Origin of the sequence: Pseudomonas delhiensis (assembly GCF_900187975.1) — a bacterium.
Lineage (GTDB): Bacteria > Pseudomonadota > Gammaproteobacteria > Pseudomonadales > Pseudomonadaceae > Pseudomonas > Pseudomonas delhiensis.
Genome location: NZ_FZPC01000005.1, coordinates 132,167 through 152,128 on the forward strand (window position 1 = coordinate 132,167; position 19,962 = coordinate 152,128).

At 69.0% G+C, this 19,962-nt stretch carries 17 protein-coding genes; 11 read left to right on the forward strand and 6 right to left on the reverse strand.

Features of this window, described 5'->3' with window-relative positions; translation table 11 throughout:
- Positions 1-427 precede the first annotated feature (427 nt).
- The 5 genes from CHC02_RS06020 to gatC are packed head-to-tail and all read right to left on the reverse strand — an operon-like array spanning position 428 to position 4,475.
- Complete coding sequence (locus CHC02_RS06020) at positions 428-814, reverse strand: carboxymuconolactone decarboxylase family protein (RefSeq protein ID WP_089390594.1); 387 nt, start codon at positions 812-814, stop codon at positions 428-430.
- Positions 815-825: 11 nt separating this feature from the next.
- On the reverse strand, positions 826-1,203 hold the full coding sequence (locus tag CHC02_RS06025; protein ID WP_089390595.1) for a septal ring lytic transglycosylase RlpA family protein: 378 nt from the start codon (positions 1,201-1,203) through the stop codon (positions 826-828).
- A 53-nt stretch (positions 1,204-1,256) separates the two neighbouring features.
- Positions 1,257-2,702 carry an Asp-tRNA(Asn)/Glu-tRNA(Gln) amidotransferase subunit GatB gene (gatB, locus tag CHC02_RS06030; RefSeq protein WP_089390596.1) on the reverse strand — a complete coding sequence of 482 codons (1,446 nt, stop codon included), beginning with the start codon at positions 2,700-2,702 and terminating at the stop codon, positions 1,257-1,259.
- 11 nt (positions 2,703-2,713) lie between these two features.
- A complete protein-coding gene (gatA, locus tag CHC02_RS06035) occupies positions 2,714-4,168 on the reverse strand; it encodes an Asp-tRNA(Asn)/Glu-tRNA(Gln) amidotransferase subunit GatA (RefSeq protein ID WP_089390597.1) in 1,455 nt (484 codons plus the stop codon).
- A 19-nt stretch (positions 4,169-4,187) separates the two neighbouring features.
- Entirely contained in the window at positions 4,188-4,475 is a 288-nt protein-coding gene (gene gatC, locus CHC02_RS06040) for an Asp-tRNA(Asn)/Glu-tRNA(Gln) amidotransferase subunit GatC (RefSeq protein WP_089390598.1), read from the reverse strand.
- A 241-nt stretch (positions 4,476-4,716) separates the two neighbouring features.
- On the opposite strand from gatC, the gene mreB reads away from it, so the two are divergent.
- From mreB to tldD, 8 genes are all read left to right on the forward strand, one after another.
- A complete protein-coding gene (mreB, locus tag CHC02_RS06045) occupies positions 4,717-5,754 on the forward strand; it encodes a rod shape-determining protein MreB (RefSeq protein ID WP_009617768.1) in 1,038 nt (345 codons plus the stop codon).
- Positions 5,755-5,833: 79 nt separating this feature from the next.
- Positions 5,834-6,877 (forward strand): rod shape-determining protein MreC, encoded by a 1,044-nt coding sequence (gene mreC, locus CHC02_RS06050; RefSeq protein ID WP_089390599.1) that lies wholly within the window; start codon positions 5,834-5,836, stop codon positions 6,875-6,877.
- Positions 6,877-7,365, forward strand: coding sequence for a rod shape-determining protein MreD (gene mreD / locus CHC02_RS06055; RefSeq protein WP_089390600.1), 489 nt, complete (start codon positions 6,877-6,879; stop codon positions 7,363-7,365). The genes mreC and mreD overlap by 1 nt, the downstream gene beginning before the upstream one ends.
- Before the next feature lie 72 nt (positions 7,366-7,437).
- A complete protein-coding gene (locus CHC02_RS06060) occupies positions 7,438-8,022 on the forward strand; it encodes a Maf family protein (RefSeq protein WP_089390601.1) in 585 nt (194 codons plus the stop codon).
- Between the two features lie 39 nt (positions 8,023-8,061).
- Entirely contained in the window at positions 8,062-9,519 is a 1,458-nt protein-coding gene (rng, locus tag CHC02_RS06065) for a ribonuclease G (RefSeq protein ID WP_089390602.1), read from the forward strand.
- A 14-nt stretch (positions 9,520-9,533) separates the two neighbouring features.
- The gene (locus CHC02_RS06070) at positions 9,534-13,361 is read left to right on the forward strand and encodes a YhdP family protein (RefSeq protein WP_089390603.1); all 3,828 of its coding nucleotides are present in this window, start codon (positions 9,534-9,536) and stop codon (positions 13,359-13,361) included.
- Positions 13,362-13,415: 54 nt separating this feature from the next.
- The gene (locus CHC02_RS06075; protein WP_089390604.1) at positions 13,416-14,264 is read left to right on the forward strand and encodes a carbon-nitrogen hydrolase family protein; all 849 of its coding nucleotides are present in this window, start codon (positions 13,416-13,418) and stop codon (positions 14,262-14,264) included.
- Between the two features lie 2 nt (positions 14,265-14,266).
- Positions 14,267-15,709, forward strand: a complete 1,443-nt coding sequence (tldD, locus tag CHC02_RS06080; protein ID WP_089390605.1) for a metalloprotease TldD — start codon at positions 14,267-14,269, stop codon at positions 15,707-15,709.
- Positions 15,710-15,733: 24 nt separating this feature from the next.
- Here tldD and yjgA read toward each other — a convergent pair whose 3' ends face one another.
- Entirely contained in the window at positions 15,734-16,258 is a 525-nt protein-coding gene (gene yjgA / locus CHC02_RS06085) for a ribosome biogenesis factor YjgA (RefSeq protein WP_043272347.1), read from the reverse strand.
- A 119-nt stretch (positions 16,259-16,377) separates the two neighbouring features.
- Between yjgA and pmbA the strand changes: the two genes are divergently transcribed.
- From pmbA to fumC, 3 genes are all read left to right on the forward strand, one after another.
- The gene (pmbA, locus tag CHC02_RS06090; RefSeq protein WP_089390606.1) at positions 16,378-17,727 is read left to right on the forward strand and encodes a metalloprotease PmbA; all 1,350 of its coding nucleotides are present in this window, start codon (positions 16,378-16,380) and stop codon (positions 17,725-17,727) included.
- A 471-nt stretch (positions 17,728-18,198) separates the two neighbouring features.
- The gene (locus CHC02_RS06095) at positions 18,199-18,570 is read left to right on the forward strand and encodes a FagA protein (RefSeq protein ID WP_089390607.1); all 372 of its coding nucleotides are present in this window, start codon (positions 18,199-18,201) and stop codon (positions 18,568-18,570) included.
- 13 nt (positions 18,571-18,583) lie between these two features.
- Positions 18,584-19,960 carry a class II fumarate hydratase FumC gene (fumC, locus tag CHC02_RS06100; RefSeq protein ID WP_089390608.1) on the forward strand — a complete coding sequence of 459 codons (1,377 nt, stop codon included), beginning with the start codon at positions 18,584-18,586 and terminating at the stop codon, positions 19,958-19,960.
- Positions 19,961-19,962: the final 2 nt, after the last annotated feature.

The following is a 19,962-nucleotide window of genomic DNA, read 5'->3' on the forward strand; positions in this document are numbered from 1 at the left end:
CAAGCGGGAGAGGGGACCGTTCGGTGTGAAGCGGGGCCGCAAAGCTCACTGCGAGACGGTGGGGTTGCCGGCTGACTCTTGATCTTCAGCTTGCTCAGGACAAGCCCCCTCTCCCTTCAGGGAGAGGGCTGGGGAGAGGGGCGGACTTCGCCGATGTGCCGGTGCCTGGCCTGAACTCCGCTCCCCCTCCCTGACCCTCCCCCGCAAGCGGGAGAGGGGACCGTTCGGTGTGAAGCGGGGCCGCGAAGTTCCCGGGACCGTAGGGCGCATAACGCCTACGGCGTTATCCGCCGTTTGACTTCGATCCCAGGCGCGCTTCGAGCTCGGTCACGGAGCGCCTCTTTCCGGGCACTCCGAATTCGACTGCGACACCGGGCATAAGCTCAGCGTAACGGCGGATAACCGCGAACGGTTATTCGCCCTACGTTCAGGCCCTCTGATCCGCCTGCCAGGCCTCTATCACTTCCTGCGCCGCGCGGAAGGCGTCGATCGCTGCCGGTACGCCGGCGTAGACCGCGCAGTGCAGCAGCGCTTCGCGGATTTCTTCCACCGTGCAGCCGTTGTTCAGCGCGCCGCGCACGTGGCCTTTCAGTTCCTGCGGGCATTTCAGCGCGGTCAGGGCGGCCAGGGTGATCAGGCTGCGGGTCTTGCGCGGCAGGCCGTCGCGGGACCAGACGCTGCCCCAGGCGTTTTCGTTGACGAAGTCCTGCAGCGGCCGGGTGAAGTCGGTGGCGTTGTTCAGGGCGCGGTCGACGAAGGCGTCGCCCATCACTTCCCGGCGTACCTGTTCGCCGGCCTTGCGCTTGTCGGTCATTCGGACTGCTCCTAGTCGATGGCTTCCAGGCGCACCGGCGCCGTGCCGGTGCGCAACATGTCGAGGCGTTGCGCCGCACCGCGGGACAGGTCGATGATCCTGCCGCGGCCGAAGGGCCCGCGGTCGTTGACGCGCACCACCACGCTGCGGCCGTTGTCGAGGTTGGTGACCTTCAGCCGCGTGCCGAAGGGCAGGCTGCGGTGCGCGGCGGTGAGGGCGTGCTGGTCGAAGCGCTCGCCGCTGGCGGTCTTCCTGCCGTGGTGCGCGCGGCCATAGTAGGACGCGGTGCCTTCGGCGCGGTAGCCGCGCGCCGAGCCGCCGTCGTACGACGAAGTGGCGCAGCCGGCCAGCAGGGCCAGGCCGCAGAGCAGGGCGAGAGAACGCAGCATCGAGCCTCCGGACGAAAAAACGCCGGGCAAGCCCGGCGTCAGGAAGAGTGGGCTCAGCTTTCGAGCTTCTTCTTCAGCAGTTCGTTCACCTGCCCGGGGTTGGCTTTCCCCTTCGAGGCCTTCATGGCCTGGCCGACGAAGAAGCCGAACATCTTGCCGCGCTTGGCTTCGTCGCTGGCGCGGTACTGTTCGACCTGCTCGGCGTTGGCCGCCAGCACCTCGTCGAGCATCCTGTCGATGGCGCCGGTGTCGGTGACCTGCTTCAGGCCCTTGGCCTCGATGATCGCATCGGCCGAGCCTTCGCCGGCGGCCATGGCCTCGAAGACCATCTTGGCGATCTTGCCGCTGATGGTGTTGTCCTTGATGCGCAGGATCATGCCGCCCAGCTGCTCGGCGGAAACCGGCGACTGCTCGATCTCCAGGCCGTCCTTGTTGAGCAGGCTGGACAGCTCGCCCATCACCCAGTTGGCCGCAAGCTTGGCGTCGCCGCAGATGCCCTGCACCTGCTCGAAGTAGTCGGCCATCTCGCGGCTGGCGGACAGCACGCTGGCGTCATAGGCGGACAGCCCGTACTGGCTCTCGAAGCGCTCGCGCTTCTGGTCCGGCAGTTCCGGCAGGCTGGCGCGCAATTCTTCCAGGAAGCTGCGTTCGATCACCACCGGCAGCAGGTCCGGGCAGGGGAAGTAGCGGTAGTCGTTGGCTTCTTCCTTGCTGCGCATGGAGCGCGTCTCGTCCTTGTTGGGGTCGTACAGGCGGGTTTCCTGCACCACCTTGCCGCCGTCCTCGATCAGGTCGATCTGGCGCTGCACCTCGTGGTTGATCGCCTTCTCGATGAAGCGGAAGGAGTTGACGTTCTTGATCTCGGCGCGGGTGCCGAACGCGGCCTGGCCTTTCGGGCGCACCGAGACGTTGCAGTCGCAGCGCAGCGAGCCTTCGGCCATGTTGCCGTCGCAGATGCCCAGGTAGCGCACCAGGGCATGGATGGCCTTCACATAGGCCACGGCTTCCTTGGCGCTGCGGATGTCCGGCTCGGAGACGATCTCCAGCAGCGGCGTGCCGGCGCGGTTCAGGTCGATGCCGCTCATGCCGTGGAAGTCTTCGTGCAGGCTCTTGCCGGCGTCCTCTTCCAGGTGCGCGCGGGTGATGCCGACGCGCTTGACGGTGCCGTCTTCCAGGGTGATGTCGAGGAAGCCCTTGCCGACGATGGGGTGGTCCATCTGGCTGGTCTGGTAGCCCTTGGGCAGGTCCGGGTAGAAGTAGTTCTTGCGGGCGAAGACGTTGCGCTCGGCGATCTCGGCGTTGATCGCCAGGCCGAACCGGCAGGCCATGCGCACGGCTTCGGCGTTGAGCACCGGCAGGGTGCCGGGCATCGCCAGGTCGATCAGGCTGGCCTGGGTGTTGGGCTCGGCGCCGAAGGTGGTGGCGCTGCCGGAGAAGATCTTCGATTGGGTGGCGAGCTGCGCGTGGATTTCCAGCCCGATCACGGTTTCCCATTGCATGTGTGTCGTCCTCAGAATCCAGCCGGTGCTTGTTTGTGCCAGTCGGTCACCTGTTGGTACTGGTGCGCGACGTTGAGCAGGCGGCCTTCCTGGAAGTACGGGGCGAGCAGCTGCACGCCCACCGGCAGGCCCTCGACGAACCCGGCGGGCATCGACAGCCCGGGGATGCCGGCGAGGTTGGCGGTGATGGTGTAGATGTCTTCCAGGTACTGGGCGACCGGGTCGTCGTTCTTGGTGCCGAGCTTCCACGCCGGGTTGGGCGTGGTCGGGCCGAGGATGACGTCCACTTCGCCGAAGGCGCTGACGAAGTCGTTCTTGATCAGCCGGCGGATCTTCTGCGCCTTCAGGTAATAGGCGTCGTAGTAGCCGGCGGACAGCGCGTAGGTGCCGACCATGATGCGGCGCTTCACTTCGGCGCCGAAGCCTTCGGCGCGGGTGCGTTTGTAGAGGTCTTCGAGGTTCTGCGGGTTCTCGCAGCGATAGCCGAAGCGCACGCCGTCGAAGCGCGACAGGTTGGAGCTGGCCTCGGCGGGGGCGATCACGTAGTAGGCGGGAATCGCGTGCTGCATATTCGGCAGCGAGATGTCCTTGACCGTGGCGCCGAGCTTCTTCAGCTCCTCGACCACCGCCATCACCTTGTCGGCGATGCGTGCGTCCAGGCCGGCGCCGAAGTATTCCCTGGGCAGGCCGACGCGCAGGCCGGCCAGCGGCTGGTTCAGCGCTGCCAGGTAGTCGTCCAGCGGCTGGTCGACGCAGGTGGAGTCCTTGGCGTCGAAGCCGGCCATGGCGCCGAGCAGCAGCGCGCAGTCCTCGGCGGTGCGGGCCAGGGGGCCGGCCTGGTCGAGGCTGGAGGCGAAGGCGATCATGCCCCAGCGCGAGACGCGGCCGTAGGTCGGCTTGATCCCGGTGAGGTTGGTCAGCGCCGCCGGCTGGCGGATCGAGCCGCCGGTGTCGGTGCCGGTGGCCGCCGGGATCAGCCGTGCGGCCACGGCTGCGGCCGAGCCGCCGGAGGAGCCGCCGGGCACGCGGCTGGTGTCCCAGGGGTTCTTCACCGCGCCGTAGTGGCTGGATTCGTTGGCCGAGCCCATGGCGAACTCGTCCATGTTCAGCTTGCCCAGGCTCACGGCGCCGGCGGCGGCCAGGCGCTCGACCACGGTGGCGTCGTAGGGCGAGACGAAGCTGTCGAGGATCTTCGAGCCGCAGCTGGTGCGCACGCCCTTGGTGCAGAACAGGTCCTTGTGGGCGATGGGCGCGCCGAGCAGGGCGCCGCTCTCGCCGTTGGCGCGCCGTTGGTCGGCGGCCCTGGCCTTGGCGATGGCTTCGTCGGCGGTGACGCTGATGAAGCTGTTGAGCTGCGGATCGAGCTGCTCGATGCGGCTGAGCAGGGCACGGGTCAGCTCTTCGGCGGAGAACTGTTTGTCGGCGAGGCCGCGGGCGACTTCGGCGAGGGTCAGTTGGTGCAGCATGGGTCCGTGTCCTTCCTTATTACTCGATCACTTTCGGAACCAGGTACAGGCCGTCTTCCACGGCCGGTGCGATGGCCTGGTAGGCCTCGCGCTGGTTGCTTTCGGTCACCACGTCGGCGCGCAGGCGCTGGGTGGCTTCCAGGGGGTGGGCGAGGGGTTCGACGCCGTCGGTGTCCACCGCCTGCATCTGGTCGATCAGGCCGAGGATGTTGTTCAGGGTCGCGGTGGTCGGTTGGACGTCGGTTTCCGCCAGGCCCAGGCGGGCCAGGTGGGCGATTTTTTCCACGTCGGAGCGGTCAAGCGCCATCGGGGGTCTCCAGGCTAGAGCTGCCAGCGTCGATAGGACGCATGGCCGGACGAAACGTAGGCGGGGGAACGGAACCCGCGGCGGGCGGTCCCAGGGACCGCTGGGGCAGGCCTTAAAGGCGCTGAAAGTCAAGCAATTTAACACAATGCCGCCTTGCCCAAAATCCCCGTCATTGTTAGAGTTTGCCGCACTTTTTTACCCGCGCATTTTTCACCCACGCATCGTCCAGGGTTCCCTTTCCATGTTCAAAAAATTGCGTGGCATGTTCTCCAGCGATCTGTCGATCGACCTGGGCACTGCCAATACCCTCATTTATGTGCGCGAACGCGGCATCGTCCTCAACGAACCTTCGGTAGTGGCCATCCGCAACCATGGCAACCAGAAGAGCGTGGTCGCCGTCGGTACCGAGGCCAAGCGCATGCTCGGCCGCACCCCCGGCAACATCTCGGCCATCCGCCCGATGAAGGACGGCGTCATCGCCGACTTCAGCGTCTGCGAGAAGATGCTGCAGTACTTCATCAACAAGGTGCACGAGAACAGCTTCCTGCAGCCCAGCCCTCGCGTGCTGATCTGCGTGCCGTGCAAGTCCACCCAGGTGGAACGCCGCGCCATCCGTGAATCGGCCCTGGGCGCCGGCGCCCGCGAGGTGTACCTGATCGAGGAGCCCATGGCCGCGGCCATCGGCGCCGGCCTGCCGGTCGAGGAAGCCCGTGGCTCCATGGTCGTCGACATCGGCGGCGGCACCACCGAGATCGCCCTGATCTCGCTCAACGGTGTGGTCTACGCCGAGTCCGTGCGCGTCGGCGGCGACCGCTTCGACGAAGCCATCGTCACCTACGTGCGCCGCAACTACGGCAGCCTGATCGGCGAATCCACCGCCGAGCGCATCAAGCAGGAGATCGGCGCCGCCTTCTCCGGCGGCGAAGTGCGCGAGGTGGACGTCCGCGGCCGCAACCTGGCCGAAGGCGTGCCGCGCAGCTTCACCCTGAACTCCAACGAGGTGCTCGAAGCCCTGCAGGAGTCCCTGGCGACCATCGTCCAGGCGGTCAAGAGCGCCCTGGAGCAGTCCCCGCCGGAGCTGGCCTCGGACATCGCCGAGCGTGGCCTGGTGCTGACCGGCGGTGGCGCCCTGCTGCGCGACCTGGACAAGCTGCTGGCCCAGGAAACCGGCCTGCCGGTGATCGTCGCCGAAGACCCGCTGACCTGCGTGGCCCGTGGCGGCGGCAAGGCGCTGGACATGATGGACCGCCACTCCATGGACCTGCTCTCCACCGAGTGAGGTGGGAGCCTTGAGGGTGGTTGACGTTTTGCCGCGCACGGCGAAACATCAACCGCCTTCAATCAGCTAGGAGCTGGTCATCAAACCGCTATTCTCCAAAGGGCCCTCGCTGGGCGTGCGCCTGCTGGTGCTCGCCGTGCTCTCGGTGGGCCTGATGGTGGTCGACGCGCGTTTCGACTACCTCAAGCCCGTGCGCAGCCAGATGGGCCTGGTGCTGACCCCCTTCTATGGCGTGGCCGACCTGCCGGTGCGTGCCTGGGAAGGCGTGCGCGACCAGTTCACCAGCCGCAGCGAGCTGCTCGCCGAGAACGAGCGGCTCAAGGCCGAGTCGCTGCTGATGCAGCGCCGACTGCAGAAGCTGGCCGCCCTGACCGAACAGAACGTGCGCCTGCGCGAGCTGCTCAATTCCGCCGCCCTGGTGGACGACAAGGTGCTGGTCAGCGAGCTGATCGGCGTCGACCCCAACCCCTTCACCCAGCGCATCCTCATCGACAAGGGCGCGAAGGACGGCGTGTTCCAGGGCCAGCCGGTGCTCGACGCCAGCGGCCTGATGGGCCAGGTGGTCGAGGTCATGCCCTACACCGCCCGCGTGCTGCTGCTCACCGACACCACCCACAGCATCCCGGTGCAGGTCAACCGCAACGGCCTGCGCGCCATCGCCGTCGGCACCGGCAACCCGGAACGCCTGGAACTGCGCTTCGTCGCCGACACCGCGGACATCAAGGAAGGCGACCTGCTGGTCAGCTCCGGCCTCGGCCAGCGCTTCCCGGCCGGCTACCCGGTGGCGGTGGTCAAGGAGGTCATCCACGACTCCGGCCAGCCGTTCGCGGTGATCCGCGCGGTGCCCACCGCGAAGATGAACCGCAGCCGCTACGTGCTGCTGGTGTTCAGCGACAGCCGCACCCCCGAGCAGCGCGCCACCGAGGCCGCCGAGGCCCAGGCCGAGGCCGACCGCCAGGCAGCGGAGGCCGCTGGCCAGGCGCCGGTGCCCGCCGCACCCGCCGCGCCTGCTGCCCCGGCCGCTCCGGCCCAGGGCGCCGCCCCGGCACCCGCCACGCCCGCCGCCACGCCCGCGCATCCGCCGGCGCCGGCCCAGGCCGCGCCACAAAGGAGCCGTCACTGATGCCCGCCCAAGGACCGCGCAACGGCTGGCTGATCTGGGTCAGCCTGCTGCTGGCGCTGCTGCTGTCGGTGGCGCCGATGCCCAGCTTCACGGAAATCGGCCGGCCGCTGTGGCTGGCGCTGTTCCTCACCTTCTGGGTGCTGATGGTGCCGCAGAAGGTGGGCATGGTCACCGCCTGGGTCTGCGGCCTGGCCGAGGACGTGCTGTACGGCAGCCTGCTCGGGCAGAACGCGCTGATCCTCAGCCTCATCGTGTTCCTGGTCATGGCCCTGCAGCAGCGCCTGCGCCTGTACCCCGTCTGGCAGCAGTGCCTGGTGCTGATGGTGGTCTACGGCCTGGCGCAACTGGTGCAGCTGTGGCTCAACGCCCTGACCGGCAACCGCCCGCCGACCCTGGCCTTCCTGTTGCCGGCGCTGGTCAGCGGCCTGCTCTGGCCCTGGGTGCTGGTGCTGCTCAAGGGCCTGGCCCAGCGCCTTAAGGTCTACTAATACCCGTCCCGCCGCTTCCCACCTGGCACGGGGCCGGGGGAGGGGCGGCCGGGACGCTTCCGGGAGTCGCAGATGCCCCAGCTTTACCTGGCCTCCAGCTCGCCGCGCCGGCGTGAGCTGCTGACACAGATCGGCCTGTCCTTCCACCTGGTTTCCGGCAACATCGACGAAACGCCCGGGGACGGCGAGACGCCGGCCGCCTACGTCGAGCGCCTGGCGCGCGGCAAGGCCCTGGCCGGACTGACTATGCTTGCCCAGAGGCCCGACGTCTGCGTGCTCGGCGCCGATACCGCGGTGGTGCTCGACGGCCGCATCCTCGGCAAGCCGGCGGACCGCGAGGACAGCCTGGCCATGCTGCGCGCGCTGTCCGGCCGCCAGCACCAGGTGCTGACCGCGGTGGCGGTGGCCGACCGCGACCGCTGCGAGGTGCGGGTGGTGACCAGCCTGGTATCGTTCCGCAATGTTTCCGAGGCCGAAGCCGAGGCCTACTGGGCCACCGGCGAGCCCCAGGACAAGGCGGGCGGCTACGCTATCCAGGGGTTGGCGGCGATCTTCGTCAACCGCGTCGAGGGCAGCTACAGCGGGGTGGTTGGCCTGCCCCTGTGCGAGACCGCGGAACTGTTGGCTGACTTCGCGATCCCTTGCTGGCAGTCTTGAAGAAGTAGCGCTGCACACGGGCGCGATAAGGAAGGGCGCATGAGCGAAGAGATCCTGATCAATATCACGCCGATGGAATCGCGCGTGGCGGTGGTGGAAAACGGTGTCCTTCAGGAAGTCCACGTCGAGCGCACGCTGCGCCGCGGGATCGTCGGCAACATCTACAAGGGCAAGGTGGCCCGCGTGCTGCCGGGAATGCAGGCGGCCTTCGTCGACATCGGCCTGGAGCGCGCGGCCTTCATCCACGCGGCGGAAATCTCCACCCGCGAGGGCAGCGCGGTGGAAAGCATCGGCGCCCTGGTCCACGAGGGCCAGAGCCTGGTGGTGCAGGTCACCAAGGACCCCATCGGCACCAAGGGCGCGCGCCTGACCACCCACCTGTCGATCCCCTCGCGCTACCTGGTGTACATGCCGCGCACCAGCCACGTCGGGATTTCCCTGAAGATCGAGGACGAGCAGGAGCGCGAGCGCCTCAAGCAGGTGGTGGCCAAGTGCGTCGAGGCCGAGGGCATCGTCGAGAAGGGCGGCTTCATCCTGCGCACCGCCGCCGAGGGCGCCGGGGAGGACGAGATCCTCGCCGACATCCGCTACCTGCGCCGGCTGTGGGACCAGATAGACGCGCAGATCCAGACGGTCGGCGCGCCGACGGTGATCTACGAGGACCTGTCCCTGGCCCAGCGCACCCTGCGCGACCTGGTCAACCCGCGCATCGAGAAGATCCGCGTGGATTCCCGGGAGAACTTCCAGAAGATCACGCAGTTCGTCGACGAGCTGATGCCGGAAATCGCCGACCGCCTGGAGCACTACCCCGGCGAGCGGCCGATCTTCGACCTCTACGGCGTCGAGGACGAGATCCAGAAGGCCCTGGAGCGCAAGGTGCTGCTCAAGTCCGGCGGCTACCTGATCATCGACCCGACCGAGGCGATGACCACCATCGACGTCAACACCGGCGCCTTCGTCGGCCACCGCAACCTCGAAGAGACCATCTTCAAGACCAACCTCGAGGCGGCCACCGCCATCGCCCGCCAGCTGCGCCTGCGCAACCTCGGCGGGATCATCATCATCGACTTCATCGACATGGAGGACGAGGAGCACCGCCGCCAGGTCCTGCGCACGCTGGAGAAGCAGCTCGAGCGCGACCACGCCAAGACCAACATCATCGGCATCACCGAGCTGGGCCTGGTGCAGATGACCCGCAAGCGCACCCGCGAGAGCCTGGTGCAGGTGCTCTGCGAGCCCTGCCCGTGCTGCCAGGGGCGCGGCATGCTGAAGACCCCCGAGACCATCTGCTACGAGATCTTCCGCGAGATCCTCCGTGAGGCCCGCGCCTACCAGGCCGATTCCTACGTGGTGCTGGCCAACCAGAAGGTGGTCGACCGCCTGCTCGATGAAGAGTCGGGCAACGTCGCCGATCTGGAGATGTTCATCGGGCGCACCATCAAGTTTCAGGTTGAGCCGATCTACTCCCAGGAACAGTATGACGTCGTCCTGCTCTGAGGCGTTTTACTGACATGGAATCCTTCGGCCGCCTGTTCGCGCGCCTGCTGCGCTTGGCGCTGGGGCTGTGCGCCCTGGGCCTGGTGCTGCTGGCGCTGTACGTCAGCCTGGGGCGCCAACTGGCGCCGCTGGTGGCGGAGTACCGCGACGAGCTGGCCGAGCAGGCCAGCGCGCGGCTGCACATGCCGGTGCGCATCGGCGCCCTGGAAGGCAGCTGGCGCGGCTTCGGCCCGATCATCACGGTGCGCGACATCCAGCTCGGCGAGGGCAGCGATGCCCTGCGCCTGGAGCAGGTGCGCCTGACCCCTGATATCCCCGCCAGCCTGCTGGCGCGCCAGCCGCGCATCGACAGCCTGGAGCTGCAGGGCCTGCAGCTGAGCCTGCGCGAAGGCGAGGACGGCCACTGGCAGGTCGAGGGCCTGCCGGCCAGCCCCCAGGGCAGCGACCCGCGCCAGCTCGTCGACCTGCTGCTGACGCCGCGCCGCCTGTCGCTGCTGGACAGCCAGCTGAGCCTGCTGCCGCGCGAGGGGCAGACGCTGAACCTGACCTACCTGGGCCTGACCCTGCACAGCGGCGTGTTCGGCCAGCGCCTGGACGGCCGCTTCAACCTGCCGGACGGCCAGCCGGTGGCGCTGCGGGTGGATACGCGCATCGACCGCGAGGACTGGAAGCGCAGCTCGGCCGACGCCTACCTCAGCCTGCCGCAGAGCGACTGGGCGAAGTGGCTGCCGGCGAGCCTGACGCGGCAATGGCGCATCCAGCGGCTGGAGGCCGGCGGCGAACTCTGGGCGCGCATCGACAAGGGCCAGCCGAGCGCGGCCGTGGCCAGGCTCAATGCGCCGCAGGTGCGGGCCTCCTTCGATGGCCGCGAGGCGGTGGAGATCGGCGACCTCGGCGTGGGGCTGTACTTCCAGCGCCAGGGCGAGGAGATGAGCCTGCGCGTCAACGATCTGGCGGCCAACCTCGGCGAAAAGCGCTGGGGCGAGGCGGAACTGGAGCTGAGCCGGCAGACCCGCGGCGAAGAACACTGGCGCCTGCGCGCCGACCGCCTGGACCTGGGCCCGCTGCTGCCGGTGGTGGAAAGCCTGGCGCCGCTGCCGGACAAGGCGGTGGCGTGGCTGCAGGGCCTGGCGCCCCAGGGCGTGCTGCACCATCTCAACCTCGACTGGTGGCCGCAGCGCCAGGGCGCCGAGCGCCTGGCCTACGGCGTGAACCTGGAGAAGGTCGGCGTCAGCGCCTTCCACGAGGTGCCGGCGGTGGCCAACGTCGACGGCACCTTCAGCGGCAACCTCGGCGGCGGCCAGCTGGACGCCTCGGCCAAGGACTTCATGCTCCACCTGGCCACCCTGTTCCCCGAGCCCTGGCGCTTCCGCACCGCCAACGCACGGCTGTTCTGGAAGTGGGACGACGAGGCCTTCACCCTCGGCAGCCACCTGATGAAGGTGGAGGGCGACGTCGGCCGGCTGGGCGGCGACATGCTGATCCGCCTGATGCACGACCACGACAAAGAGAGCTACATGGACCTGCGCGTGGGCCTGGTGGACGGCGACGGCAGCTACACCCCGCAGTTCCTGCCCACCGTGCTGCCGGAGATGAGCAAGGACCTGGCCCGCTGGCTGGCCACCGCCATCAGGGGCGGCCGCGTCGAGCAGGGCTACTTCCAGTGGCAGGGTTCGCTGAAGAAGGGCTCGGCGCCGGAAGACCACGCCATGAGCCTGTACTTCAAGGTCCACGACGGCGAGCTGGACTACCAGCCGGGCTGGCCGGCGCTGAGCCAGGCCGAGGGCGAGGTGCTGGTGGAGGACAGCGGCGTGCGCATCCGCGCGCAGTCCGGGCGCATCCTGCAGAGCCGGGTGAGCAACGTGCAGGTGGACATTCCCCACGTGCCCAAGGGCGAGGTCGCCCACCTGCGCGTCGATGGCGACGTCGACAGCAGCCTGGGCGACGGCCTGAAGATCCTCCAGGATTCGCCCCTGGGCGTGCAGCAGGTCTTCGCCGGCTGGGAAGGCGAGGGCCCGCTCAAGGGCCACCTGAACCTGGACATCCCCCTGGCCAGGGAACAGGCGAAGCAGGCGCGGGTGGTGGTGGACTTCGCCACCGAGGGCGCGCGCCTGAAGATCGCCAAGCCCACCCTGGAGCTGGCCCAGCTCAAGGGCGACTTCCGCTACGACACCAACAGCGGCCTGAGCGCCAAAGACCTCAGCGCCCAGGCCCTGGGCAGCCGCGTCAGCGGCAGCATCCGCGCCGAGGGCAGCCCGGGCAGGCCGCGCACCCGCGTGCTGGTGGGCGGCCAGGTGGCGCTGAAGAGCCTGCTCGACTGGGGCGGCGTGCACCAGGCGCTGCCGGCCTCCGGGCGTCTGCCGTACCAGCTCGACCTGCTGCTCGACGGCAAGGACAGCCAGCTGCAGGTCAGCTCCAACCTCAAGGGCCTGGCCATCGACCTGCCGGCGCCCCTCGGCAAGGCCGCCGAGGAGAGCCGCGCCAGCGACTGGCGCATGACCCTCGAGGGCCCGGAGCGGCGCTACTGGGCCAACTACGACAAGGTGGCCAGCCTGGCCTATGCCGCCCCCGCCGACAACCCCCTGGGCGGCCGCGGCACCCTGCGCCTGGGCGGCGACCCGGCGCTGCTGCCGAACTGGAACGGGGTGCAGGTGCGCGGCAACCTGGACACCCTGGACGCGGACCAGTGGCAGGCGGCGCTGAAGAAGTACGGCATCGGCGGCGTGCCCAGCGATACCCAGGGCCTGCTGCGCGGCGCCGACCTGCGGATCGGCCACTTCCGCGGCTTCGGCACCAGCCTGGACAACCTCAAGGTCGACCTCGCGCGGGTTTCCGGCGGCTGGCAGCTGGGCGTCGACAGCGCCCCGATGGCCGGCCAGGCGGTATTCCCGGACAGCGCCCAGCGGGCCATCCAGATCGACCTGGCGCGCCTGGACCTGCCGAAGAACCCCACCAACGACCTGGCCGCCGCGCCGACCATCGCCCCCGACCCGCTGGAGAAGTTCGACCCGCGCAGCCTGCCGGCGATGGACGTGGCCATCCGCCAGATCTCCCAGGGCGGCAAGCCCATCGGCGCCTGGAGTTTCAACGTACGCCCGACCACCAGCGGCATCGCCTTCAACAACGTCAACCTCGACCTGCGCGGCCTCAAGGTCGGCGGCACGTTGCGCTGGGAAGGGCCGGTGGGTTCGACGCGCAGTACCTTCCAGGGACGCCTGGAGGGCAAGAACCTGGCCGACGTGCTCAAGGCCTGGGACTTCGCCCCCACCGCCACCAGCGACCGCTTCCGCCTGGACATCGATGGCAACTGGCCCGGCTCGCCGGCCTACATCAGCCTGCGCCGCTTCGGCGGGCGCCTGGACGCGGACATGCGCAAGGGCCAGTTCGTCGACGTCGAGGGCAGCGCCCAGGCCCTGCGGGTGTTCGGCCTGCTCAACTTCAACGCCATCAACCGCCGCCTGCGCCTGGACTTCTCCGACCTGTTCGGCAAGGGCCTGAGCTACGACCGCGTGCAGGGCGTGCTCGGCGCCACCAACGGCGTCTACCTGACCCGCGAGCCGATCAGGCTGACCGGGCCGTCCAGCAACATCGAGATGAACGGCACCCTCGACCTCGCCCACGACCAGATCGACGCCAGGCTGCTGGTGACCCTGCCGCTGACCAACAACCTGCCGCTGGCCGCGCTCATCGTCGGCGCCCCGGCGGTGGGCGGCGCGCTCTTCGTGGTGGACAAGCTGCTGGGCGACAAGGTGGCCCGCTTCGCCAGCGTGCAGTACAGCGTCAAGGGCCCCTGGCAGAACCCCGAGATCGCCTTCGACAAGCCGTTCGAGAAACCCCGGTGAGCAGAGCCGGCGGGCATCGGTTAGGATGAAACGCAGTCGCTGTTGGAGAGACGCATGTCCATCGCCGTGATCCAGATGGTCAGCCAGGACGATGTCCCGGCCAACCTGGCCGCCGCTCGTCGCCTGCTCGAACAGGCCGCCGAGGGCGGTGCCCGCCTGGCCGTGCTGCCGGAGAACTTCGCCGCCATGGGCCGCCGCGACCTGGCCGAGCTGGGCCGCGCCGAGGCCCGGGGCGAGGGGCCGATCCTGCCGTGGTTGAAAAGCGCCGCGCGCGACCTCAGGTTGTGGATAGTCGCCGGTACCCTGCCGCTGCCGCCGGACGGCCAGCCCGAGGCCAAGGCCAACGCCTGCTCGCTGCTGGTCGACGAGCGCGGCGAACGGGCGGCGCGCTACGACAAGCTGCACCTGTTCGACGTGGACGTCGCCGATGCCCGCGGCCGCTACCGCGAGTCCGACGACTACGCGTTCGGCGGCCAGGTGGTGGTCGCCGATACCCCGGTCGGCCGCCTGGGCCTGACGGTGTGCTACGACTTGCGCTTTCCCGAGTTGTACACCCGGCTGCGCGAGGCCGGTGCCGAGCTGATCAGCGCGCCCTCGGCCTTCACCGCGGTGACCGGCCAGGCGCACTGGGAAGTGCTGATCCGCGCCCGCGCCATCGAGACCCAGTGCTACCTGCTGGCGGCGGGGCAGGGCGGGACGCACCCGCGCGGCCGCGAGACCTGGGGCCAGTCGGCCATCGTCGACCCCTGGGGGCGCATCCTCGCCGAGCGCGACAAGGGCGAGGCGGTATTGCTGGCCGAGCGCGACAGCGCGGAACAGGCGGCGGTCCGGCAGCGCATGCCGGTGGTCCGCCATCGAAGATTCTATCCGCCGGCCGTACCCGGACCGGCGCCTACGGAGTAGCCATGAGCGAGTTGTTGTCATCCGTCAGCCAGCACCTGCTGGCCCCCGGCGGCCTGGACGTCGACGGCCTGCAGCCGATCCTGCACGAGCTGAGCGGCCCGGGCATCGACGCCGCCGACCTGTACTTCCAGAGCCAGGTCTCCGAGTCCTGGATGCTCGAGGACGGCATCGTCAAGGAAGGCAGCTTCCACATGGACCAGGGCGTGGGCGTGCGCGCCCAGTCCGGCGAGAAGACCGGCTTCGCCTACAGCAACGCCATCACCCCCGACGCCCTGTCCCAGGCGGCGCGCGCCGCGCGCTCGATCTCCCGGGCCGGGCAGAACGGCAGGGTGCAGGCGTTCAAGGCGGTCGCGCCGACGCGCCTGTACGCCGGCGAGAACCCGCTGGACGTGCTCAGCCGCGCCGAGAAGGTCGAGCTGCTGCAGAAGATCGACGCTGCCACCCGGGCCCTCGACCCGCGCATCCAGCAGGTCACCGTGAGCCTGGCCGGCGTCTGGGAGCAGGTGCTGATCGCCGCCGCCGATGGCTCGCTGGCCGCGGACATCCGCCCGCTGGTGCGCTTCAACGTCAGCGTCATCGTCGAGCAGAACGGCCGCCGCGAGCGCGGCGGCCACGGCGGCGGCGGCCGTACCGATTATCGCTATTTCCTCAGCGAAGACCGCGCCATGTCCTACGCCCGCGAGGCGCTGCGCCAGGCTCTGGTCAACCTCGAAGCGGTCCCCGCGCCGGCCGGCACCCTGCCGGTGGTGATGGGCGCCGGCTGGTCCGGCGTGCTGCTGCACGAGGCGGTGGGCCACGGCCTGGAAGGCGACTTCAACCGCAAGGGCAGCTCCGCCTACAGCGGGCGCATCGGCGAGAAGGTGGCCTCCAGCCTGTGCACTATCGTCGACGACGGCACCCTGGCCGGGCGCCGCGGCTCGCTGTCGGTGGACGACGAGGGCACCCCGACGCAGTACAACGTGCTGATCGAGAACGGCATCCTCAAGGGCTACATGCAGGACAAGCTCAACGCCCGCCTGATGGGCGTGGCACGCACCGGCAACGGCCGCCGCGAGTCCTACGCGCACCTGCCGATGCCGCGCATGACCAACACCTACATGCTGGCCGGGCAGAGCGAGCCGGAGGAGATCATCGCCTCGGTGGAGAAGGGCATCTACTGCGCCAACCTCGGCGGCGGCCAGGTGGACATCACCAGCGGCAAGTTCGTCTTCGCCAGCAGCGAGGCCTACCTGATCGAGAACGGCAGGATCACCCGCCCGGTGAAGGGCGCGACGCTGATCGGCAACGGCCCGGAAGTGATGAGCCGGGTGTCCATGGTCGGCAACGACATGGCCCTGGACAGCGGCGTGGGCACCTGCGGCAAGGATGGCCAGTCGGTGCCGGTGGGCGTCGGCCAGCCGACGCTGAAGATCGACGGCATCACCGTGGGCGGGACCGGCGCCTGAGGCGCCGGGAAGGACGGGCGGGGCTTAACGGAGACCGCGCTTGAGCTCGTCCAGTTCGCGGATGTACTTGAAGATCTTCCGCGCCGCGGCCGGGGGCTTGTCGTGAGCGGCCTCGTGCTGGGCGTGGCGGATCAGCTGCAGCAGGTGCTGGCGGTCGCTGTCCGGGTATTCGGCGAAGAAGGCGGAAAGGGCCTCGTCGCCACCGGTGATGAGGCGGTCGCGCCAGCGCTCCAGGGCGTGGAAGCGCTCGTTGTACTGGCGCGTGGAGCTGTCGAGCTGGTCGAGCAGGGCGACGATGGCGTCGAGGTCCTGGTCGCGCATCAGCTTGCCGATGAACTGCCGGTGGCGTTTGCGGGCGGCGTTGGCCTTGTGCTTGGGCGCCTCGTCGATGGCGCGGCGCAGCGGCTCGGTGAGCGGCAGGCGGTCGAGCATGTCCGGCTTGAGCGCGGTCAGGCGCTCGCCGAGGTCCTGCAGGGCGTGCAGCTCGCGTTTTACTTGCGACTTGCTCTTCTCTTCGAACAGCGAGTCGTCGTCTTGATATTCAGCCATGGCGGTGGTCCAGTGGAAAACGCCGCCATGATAACGAGTCGAGGGTCGCTTGTCCGGCCCGCCCGCGAGGCCACGGGGCCCGATGCCCCGCCCGCGGAACAGAACAGGAGAGTTTGGCAATGAGCGAACAGGCCAGGGCCGTCGGCCCAGAGGCACTTCCGGCACTGCGCGAGCAGGTCGAGCGGATCGTCGCCGAGGCGAAGCGCCAGGGCGCCAGCGGTTGCGAAGTGGCGGTGTCCCTGGAGCAGGGGCTGTCCACCAGCGTGCGCCAGCGCGAGGTCGAGACGGTCGAGTTCAACCGCGACCAGGGCTTCGGCATCACCCTCTACGTCGGCCAGCGCAAGGGCTCGGCGAGCACCTCGGCGACCGGCGACGAGGCCATCCGCGAGACGGTGGCGGCGGCCCTGGCCATCGCCAGGCATACTTCCGAGGACGACTGCTCCGGCCTGGCCGACCCCGCGCTGATGGCCCGCGACCTGCCCGACCTGGACCTCTACCACGCCTGGTCGCTGACCCCGGACCAGGCGGTGGAGCGCGCCCTGGCCTGCGAGGCCGCGGCCTTCGACGCCGACCCGCGGGTGACCAAGGCCGACGGCACCACCCTGAACATCCACCATGGCTGCCGTGTCTACGGCAACAGCCACGGCTTCATCGGCGGCTACGCCAGCACCCGCCACAGCCTCAGCTGCGTGATGATCGCCGAGGGCGAAGGGCAGATGCAGCGCGACTACTGGTACGACGTGAAGCGCCGCGGCGAGCTGCTGGACAGCCCGCAGAGCATCGGCCGCCGCGCCGCCCAGCGCGCCGCCAGCCGCCTGGGCGCGCGCCCGGTGCCGACCGCCGAGGTGCCGGTGCTGTTCGCCCCGGAAGTCGCCGTGGGCCTGTTCGGCCACTTCCTCGGCGCCATCTCCGGCGGCAGCCTGTACCGCAAGTCGTCGTTCCTCGAAGGCTGCCTGGGCCAGCGCCTGTTCCCCGAATGGCTGACCCTCGACGAACGCCCGCTGCTGCCCGGCGCCCTGGGCAGCGCCGCGTTCGACAACGACGGCCTGGCCACCTACGCCAAGCCCTTCGTGGAGAACGGCACCCTGGTCTCCTACGTGCTGGGCACCTACTCCGGGCGCAAGCTGGGCATGCCCAGCACGGCCAACGCCGGCGGCGTGCACAACCTCTTCGTCAGCCACGGCGACGAGGACCAGAAGGCCCTGCTGCGGCGCATGGGCCGCGGCCTGCTGGTCACCGAGCTGATGGGGCAGGGCGTCAACCTGGTCACCGGCGACTACTCCCGCGGCGCCGGCGGCTACTGGGTGGAGAACGGCGAGATCCAGTTCCCGGTGCAGGAAGTCACCATCGCCGCCAACCTCAAGGACCTGTTCGCCAGCATCCTGGCCATCGGCAACGACGTGGAGAACCGCGGCAACCTGCACACCGGCTCGGTGCTGGTGGAAAGGATGATGGTGGCTGGGAACTGATAGCAGGCTGTGGTTCTGGAGAACGCCGTTTCCTGCCGAGGGAAGCGGCGTTTCTTTTTTCGTAGGAGCGAGCTTGCTCGCGAATGGCATTCTGCCGGCTAGGCTCGGTGTTTGCTCCAAGAGCGCCCTCTCCCCAGCCCTCGGCTGCGCGCCCCGCCCTGAAGGGAGAGGGGGCAGTCCGTGCCGAGAGGAGGAATGGTTTCAGCCGGAAACCTTCGGCGCTGCCGGCTAACTGCAGAACATCCAAATACACCGAACGGTCCCCTCTCCCTTCAGGGAGAGGGTTAGGGAGAGGGAAAGGCGCCTCCCTATGCAGCGGCGTTTCAGGGGAACTCCCTTCGCGAGCAAGCTCGCTCCTACGAAGAGCATCCGGCGAAACTACCTCCCCGATTTGCCCTACGCCCTTGGTCTGACTTGTATTTTCTTTCTCTCGTAACGATAATCAATCTCATTATCGTTCGAGGGCCAGCCATGTTCGTCGAAACCCACACCTCCCTGCTCGACCGCTGGTACCGCCTGGGTACCCGCATCCGCTGCGCGCTGGAGCCCGACGAGCCGCGCCTGCTGGAGCTCTACCTGTTCGAGACGCGCTACCTGGTGGCCTGGGAGCCGCTGCCGGCCTGGCAGTTGTTCGAGAAGTGCTTCCAGCTGCTGCTCGACACCGCCGCCGACGTCGCCTTGCCCTGGCACTGGCGCGGCCTGTGCCTCGATCACGCCTACCGCCCGCTCTGCGACCTGCGCCGCCTGGCTGGTGACGCAGAGCGCAGGCAGCGCCTGCAACAGCTTTCGCGCCGGCTGGCCAGCCAGCCGATGGCGCCTTCCCTGACGTACCACGACCTGTAAGCGAGAAAGCAGAATGACTGACAGCCGTATCGAACGCGACAGCATGGGTGAACTGGCGGTGCCGGCCGCGGCGCTGTACGGGGCCCAGACCCAGCGTGCGGTGAACAACTTCCCGGTCAGCGGCCAGCGCATGCCCGCCGCCTTCATCCGTGCGCTGCTGCTGGCCAAGGCCGCCGCGGCGCGGGCCAACGTCGCCCTGGAGCAACTGGACGCCGAGACCGGCGCGGCCATAGTCGCCGCCTGCGAGGAATTGCTGGCCGGCGATTTCCTCCAGCATTTCCCGGTGGACGTGTTCCAGACCGGCTCCGGCACCAGCTCCAACATGAACGCCAACGAGGTGGTGGCGACCCTCGCCGGGCGCCGCCTGGGCCGTGCGGTCAACCCCAACGACCAGGTCAACTGCGGGCAGAGCAGCAACGACATCATCCCCTCGACCATCCACATCAGCGCCGCCCTGGAAATCCACGAGCGCCTGCTGCCGGCCCTGCGCCACCTGCTGGCCACCCTCGAGCGCAAGGCCGGCGAGGTGCAGCGCTACGTGAAGACCGGCCGCACCCACCTGATGGACGCCATGCCGGTGCGCCTGAGCCAGGTGCTCGGCGGCTGGGCCCAGCAGGTGCGCCAGGCCAGCGCCAACCTCGAAGCGCTGTTGCCGGCGCTGCAGCAACTGGCCCAGGGCGGCACCGCGGTGGGCACCGGGGTGAATGCCCACCCGCAGTTCTCCGCGCGCTTCTGCCAGGAGCTAAACGGCCTGACCGGCCTGGCCTTCCGCCCGGGCGACGACTTCTTCGCGCTGATCGGCGCCCAGGACACCGCCGTGGCCGTCTCCGGCCAGCTCAAGACCCTCGCCGTGGCGCTGATGAAGGTCGCCAACGACCTGCGCTGGATGAACTCCGGCCCGCTCGCCGGCCTCGCCGAGATCGAGCTGGAAGCGCTGCAGCCGGGCTCCTCGATCATGCCCGGCAAGGTCAACCCGGTGATCCCCGAGGCCACCGCCATGGTCGCCGCCCAGGTGATCGGCAACGACGCGACCATCGCCGTGGCCGGGCAGTCCGGCAACTTCGAGCTGAACGTGATGCTGCCGGTGATCGCCGACAACCTGCTGCAGAGCATCCAGCTGCTGGGCAACGTCAGCCGCCTGCTGGCCGACAAGGCCATCGCCAGCTTCAAGGTCAACGAGGCGAGCCTGCGCGAGGCGCTGGCGCGCAACCCCATCCTGGTCACTGCGCTGAACCCGATCATCGGCTACCAGAAGGCCGCCGAGATCGCCAAGCAGGCCTACCGCGAAGGCCGGCCGATCATCGAGGTGGCGCTGGAGAACACCGATCTCGGCCGCGAGCGCCTGGAGGCCCTGCTGGATCCCGAGAAACTCACCGCCGGCGGCCTCTGAAG

Coding starts and splice junctions, on each gene's coding strand:
- CHC02_RS06020 (WP_089390594.1), bottom strand. CDS start 814: ATGACCGACAAGCGCAAGGCCGGCGAACAGGTACGCCGGGAAGTGATG.
- CHC02_RS06025 (WP_089390595.1), bottom strand. CDS start 1,203: ATGCTGCGTTCTCTCGCCCTGCTCTGCGGCCTGGCCCTGCTGGCCGGC.
- gatB (WP_089390596.1), bottom strand. CDS start 2,702: ATGCAATGGGAAACCGTGATCGGGCTGGAAATCCACGCGCAGCTCGCC.
- gatA (WP_089390597.1), bottom strand. CDS start 4,168: ATGCTGCACCAACTGACCCTCGCCGAAGTCGCCCGCGGCCTCGCCGAC.
- gatC (WP_089390598.1), bottom strand. CDS start 4,475: ATGGCGCTTGACCGCTCCGACGTGGAAAAAATCGCCCACCTGGCCCGC.
- mreB (WP_009617768.1), top strand. CDS start 4,717: ATGTTCAAAAAATTGCGTGGCATGTTCTCCAGCGATCTGTCGATCGAC.
- mreD (WP_089390600.1), top strand. CDS start 6,877: ATGCCCGCCCAAGGACCGCGCAACGGCTGGCTGATCTGGGTCAGCCTG.
- CHC02_RS06060 (WP_089390601.1), top strand. CDS start 7,438: ATGCCCCAGCTTTACCTGGCCTCCAGCTCGCCGCGCCGGCGTGAGCTG.
- rng (WP_089390602.1), top strand. CDS start 8,062: ATGAGCGAAGAGATCCTGATCAATATCACGCCGATGGAATCGCGCGTG.
- CHC02_RS06070 (WP_089390603.1), top strand. CDS start 9,534: ATGGAATCCTTCGGCCGCCTGTTCGCGCGCCTGCTGCGCTTGGCGCTG.
- CHC02_RS06075 (WP_089390604.1), top strand. CDS start 13,416: ATGTCCATCGCCGTGATCCAGATGGTCAGCCAGGACGATGTCCCGGCC.
- tldD (WP_089390605.1), top strand. CDS start 14,267: ATGAGCGAGTTGTTGTCATCCGTCAGCCAGCACCTGCTGGCCCCCGGC.
- yjgA (WP_043272347.1), bottom strand. CDS start 16,258: ATGGCTGAATATCAAGACGACGACTCGCTGTTCGAAGAGAAGAGCAAG.
- pmbA (WP_089390606.1), top strand. CDS start 16,378: ATGAGCGAACAGGCCAGGGCCGTCGGCCCAGAGGCACTTCCGGCACTG.
- CHC02_RS06095 (WP_089390607.1), top strand. CDS start 18,199: ATGTTCGTCGAAACCCACACCTCCCTGCTCGACCGCTGGTACCGCCTG.
- fumC (WP_089390608.1), top strand. CDS start 18,584: ATGACTGACAGCCGTATCGAACGCGACAGCATGGGTGAACTGGCGGTG.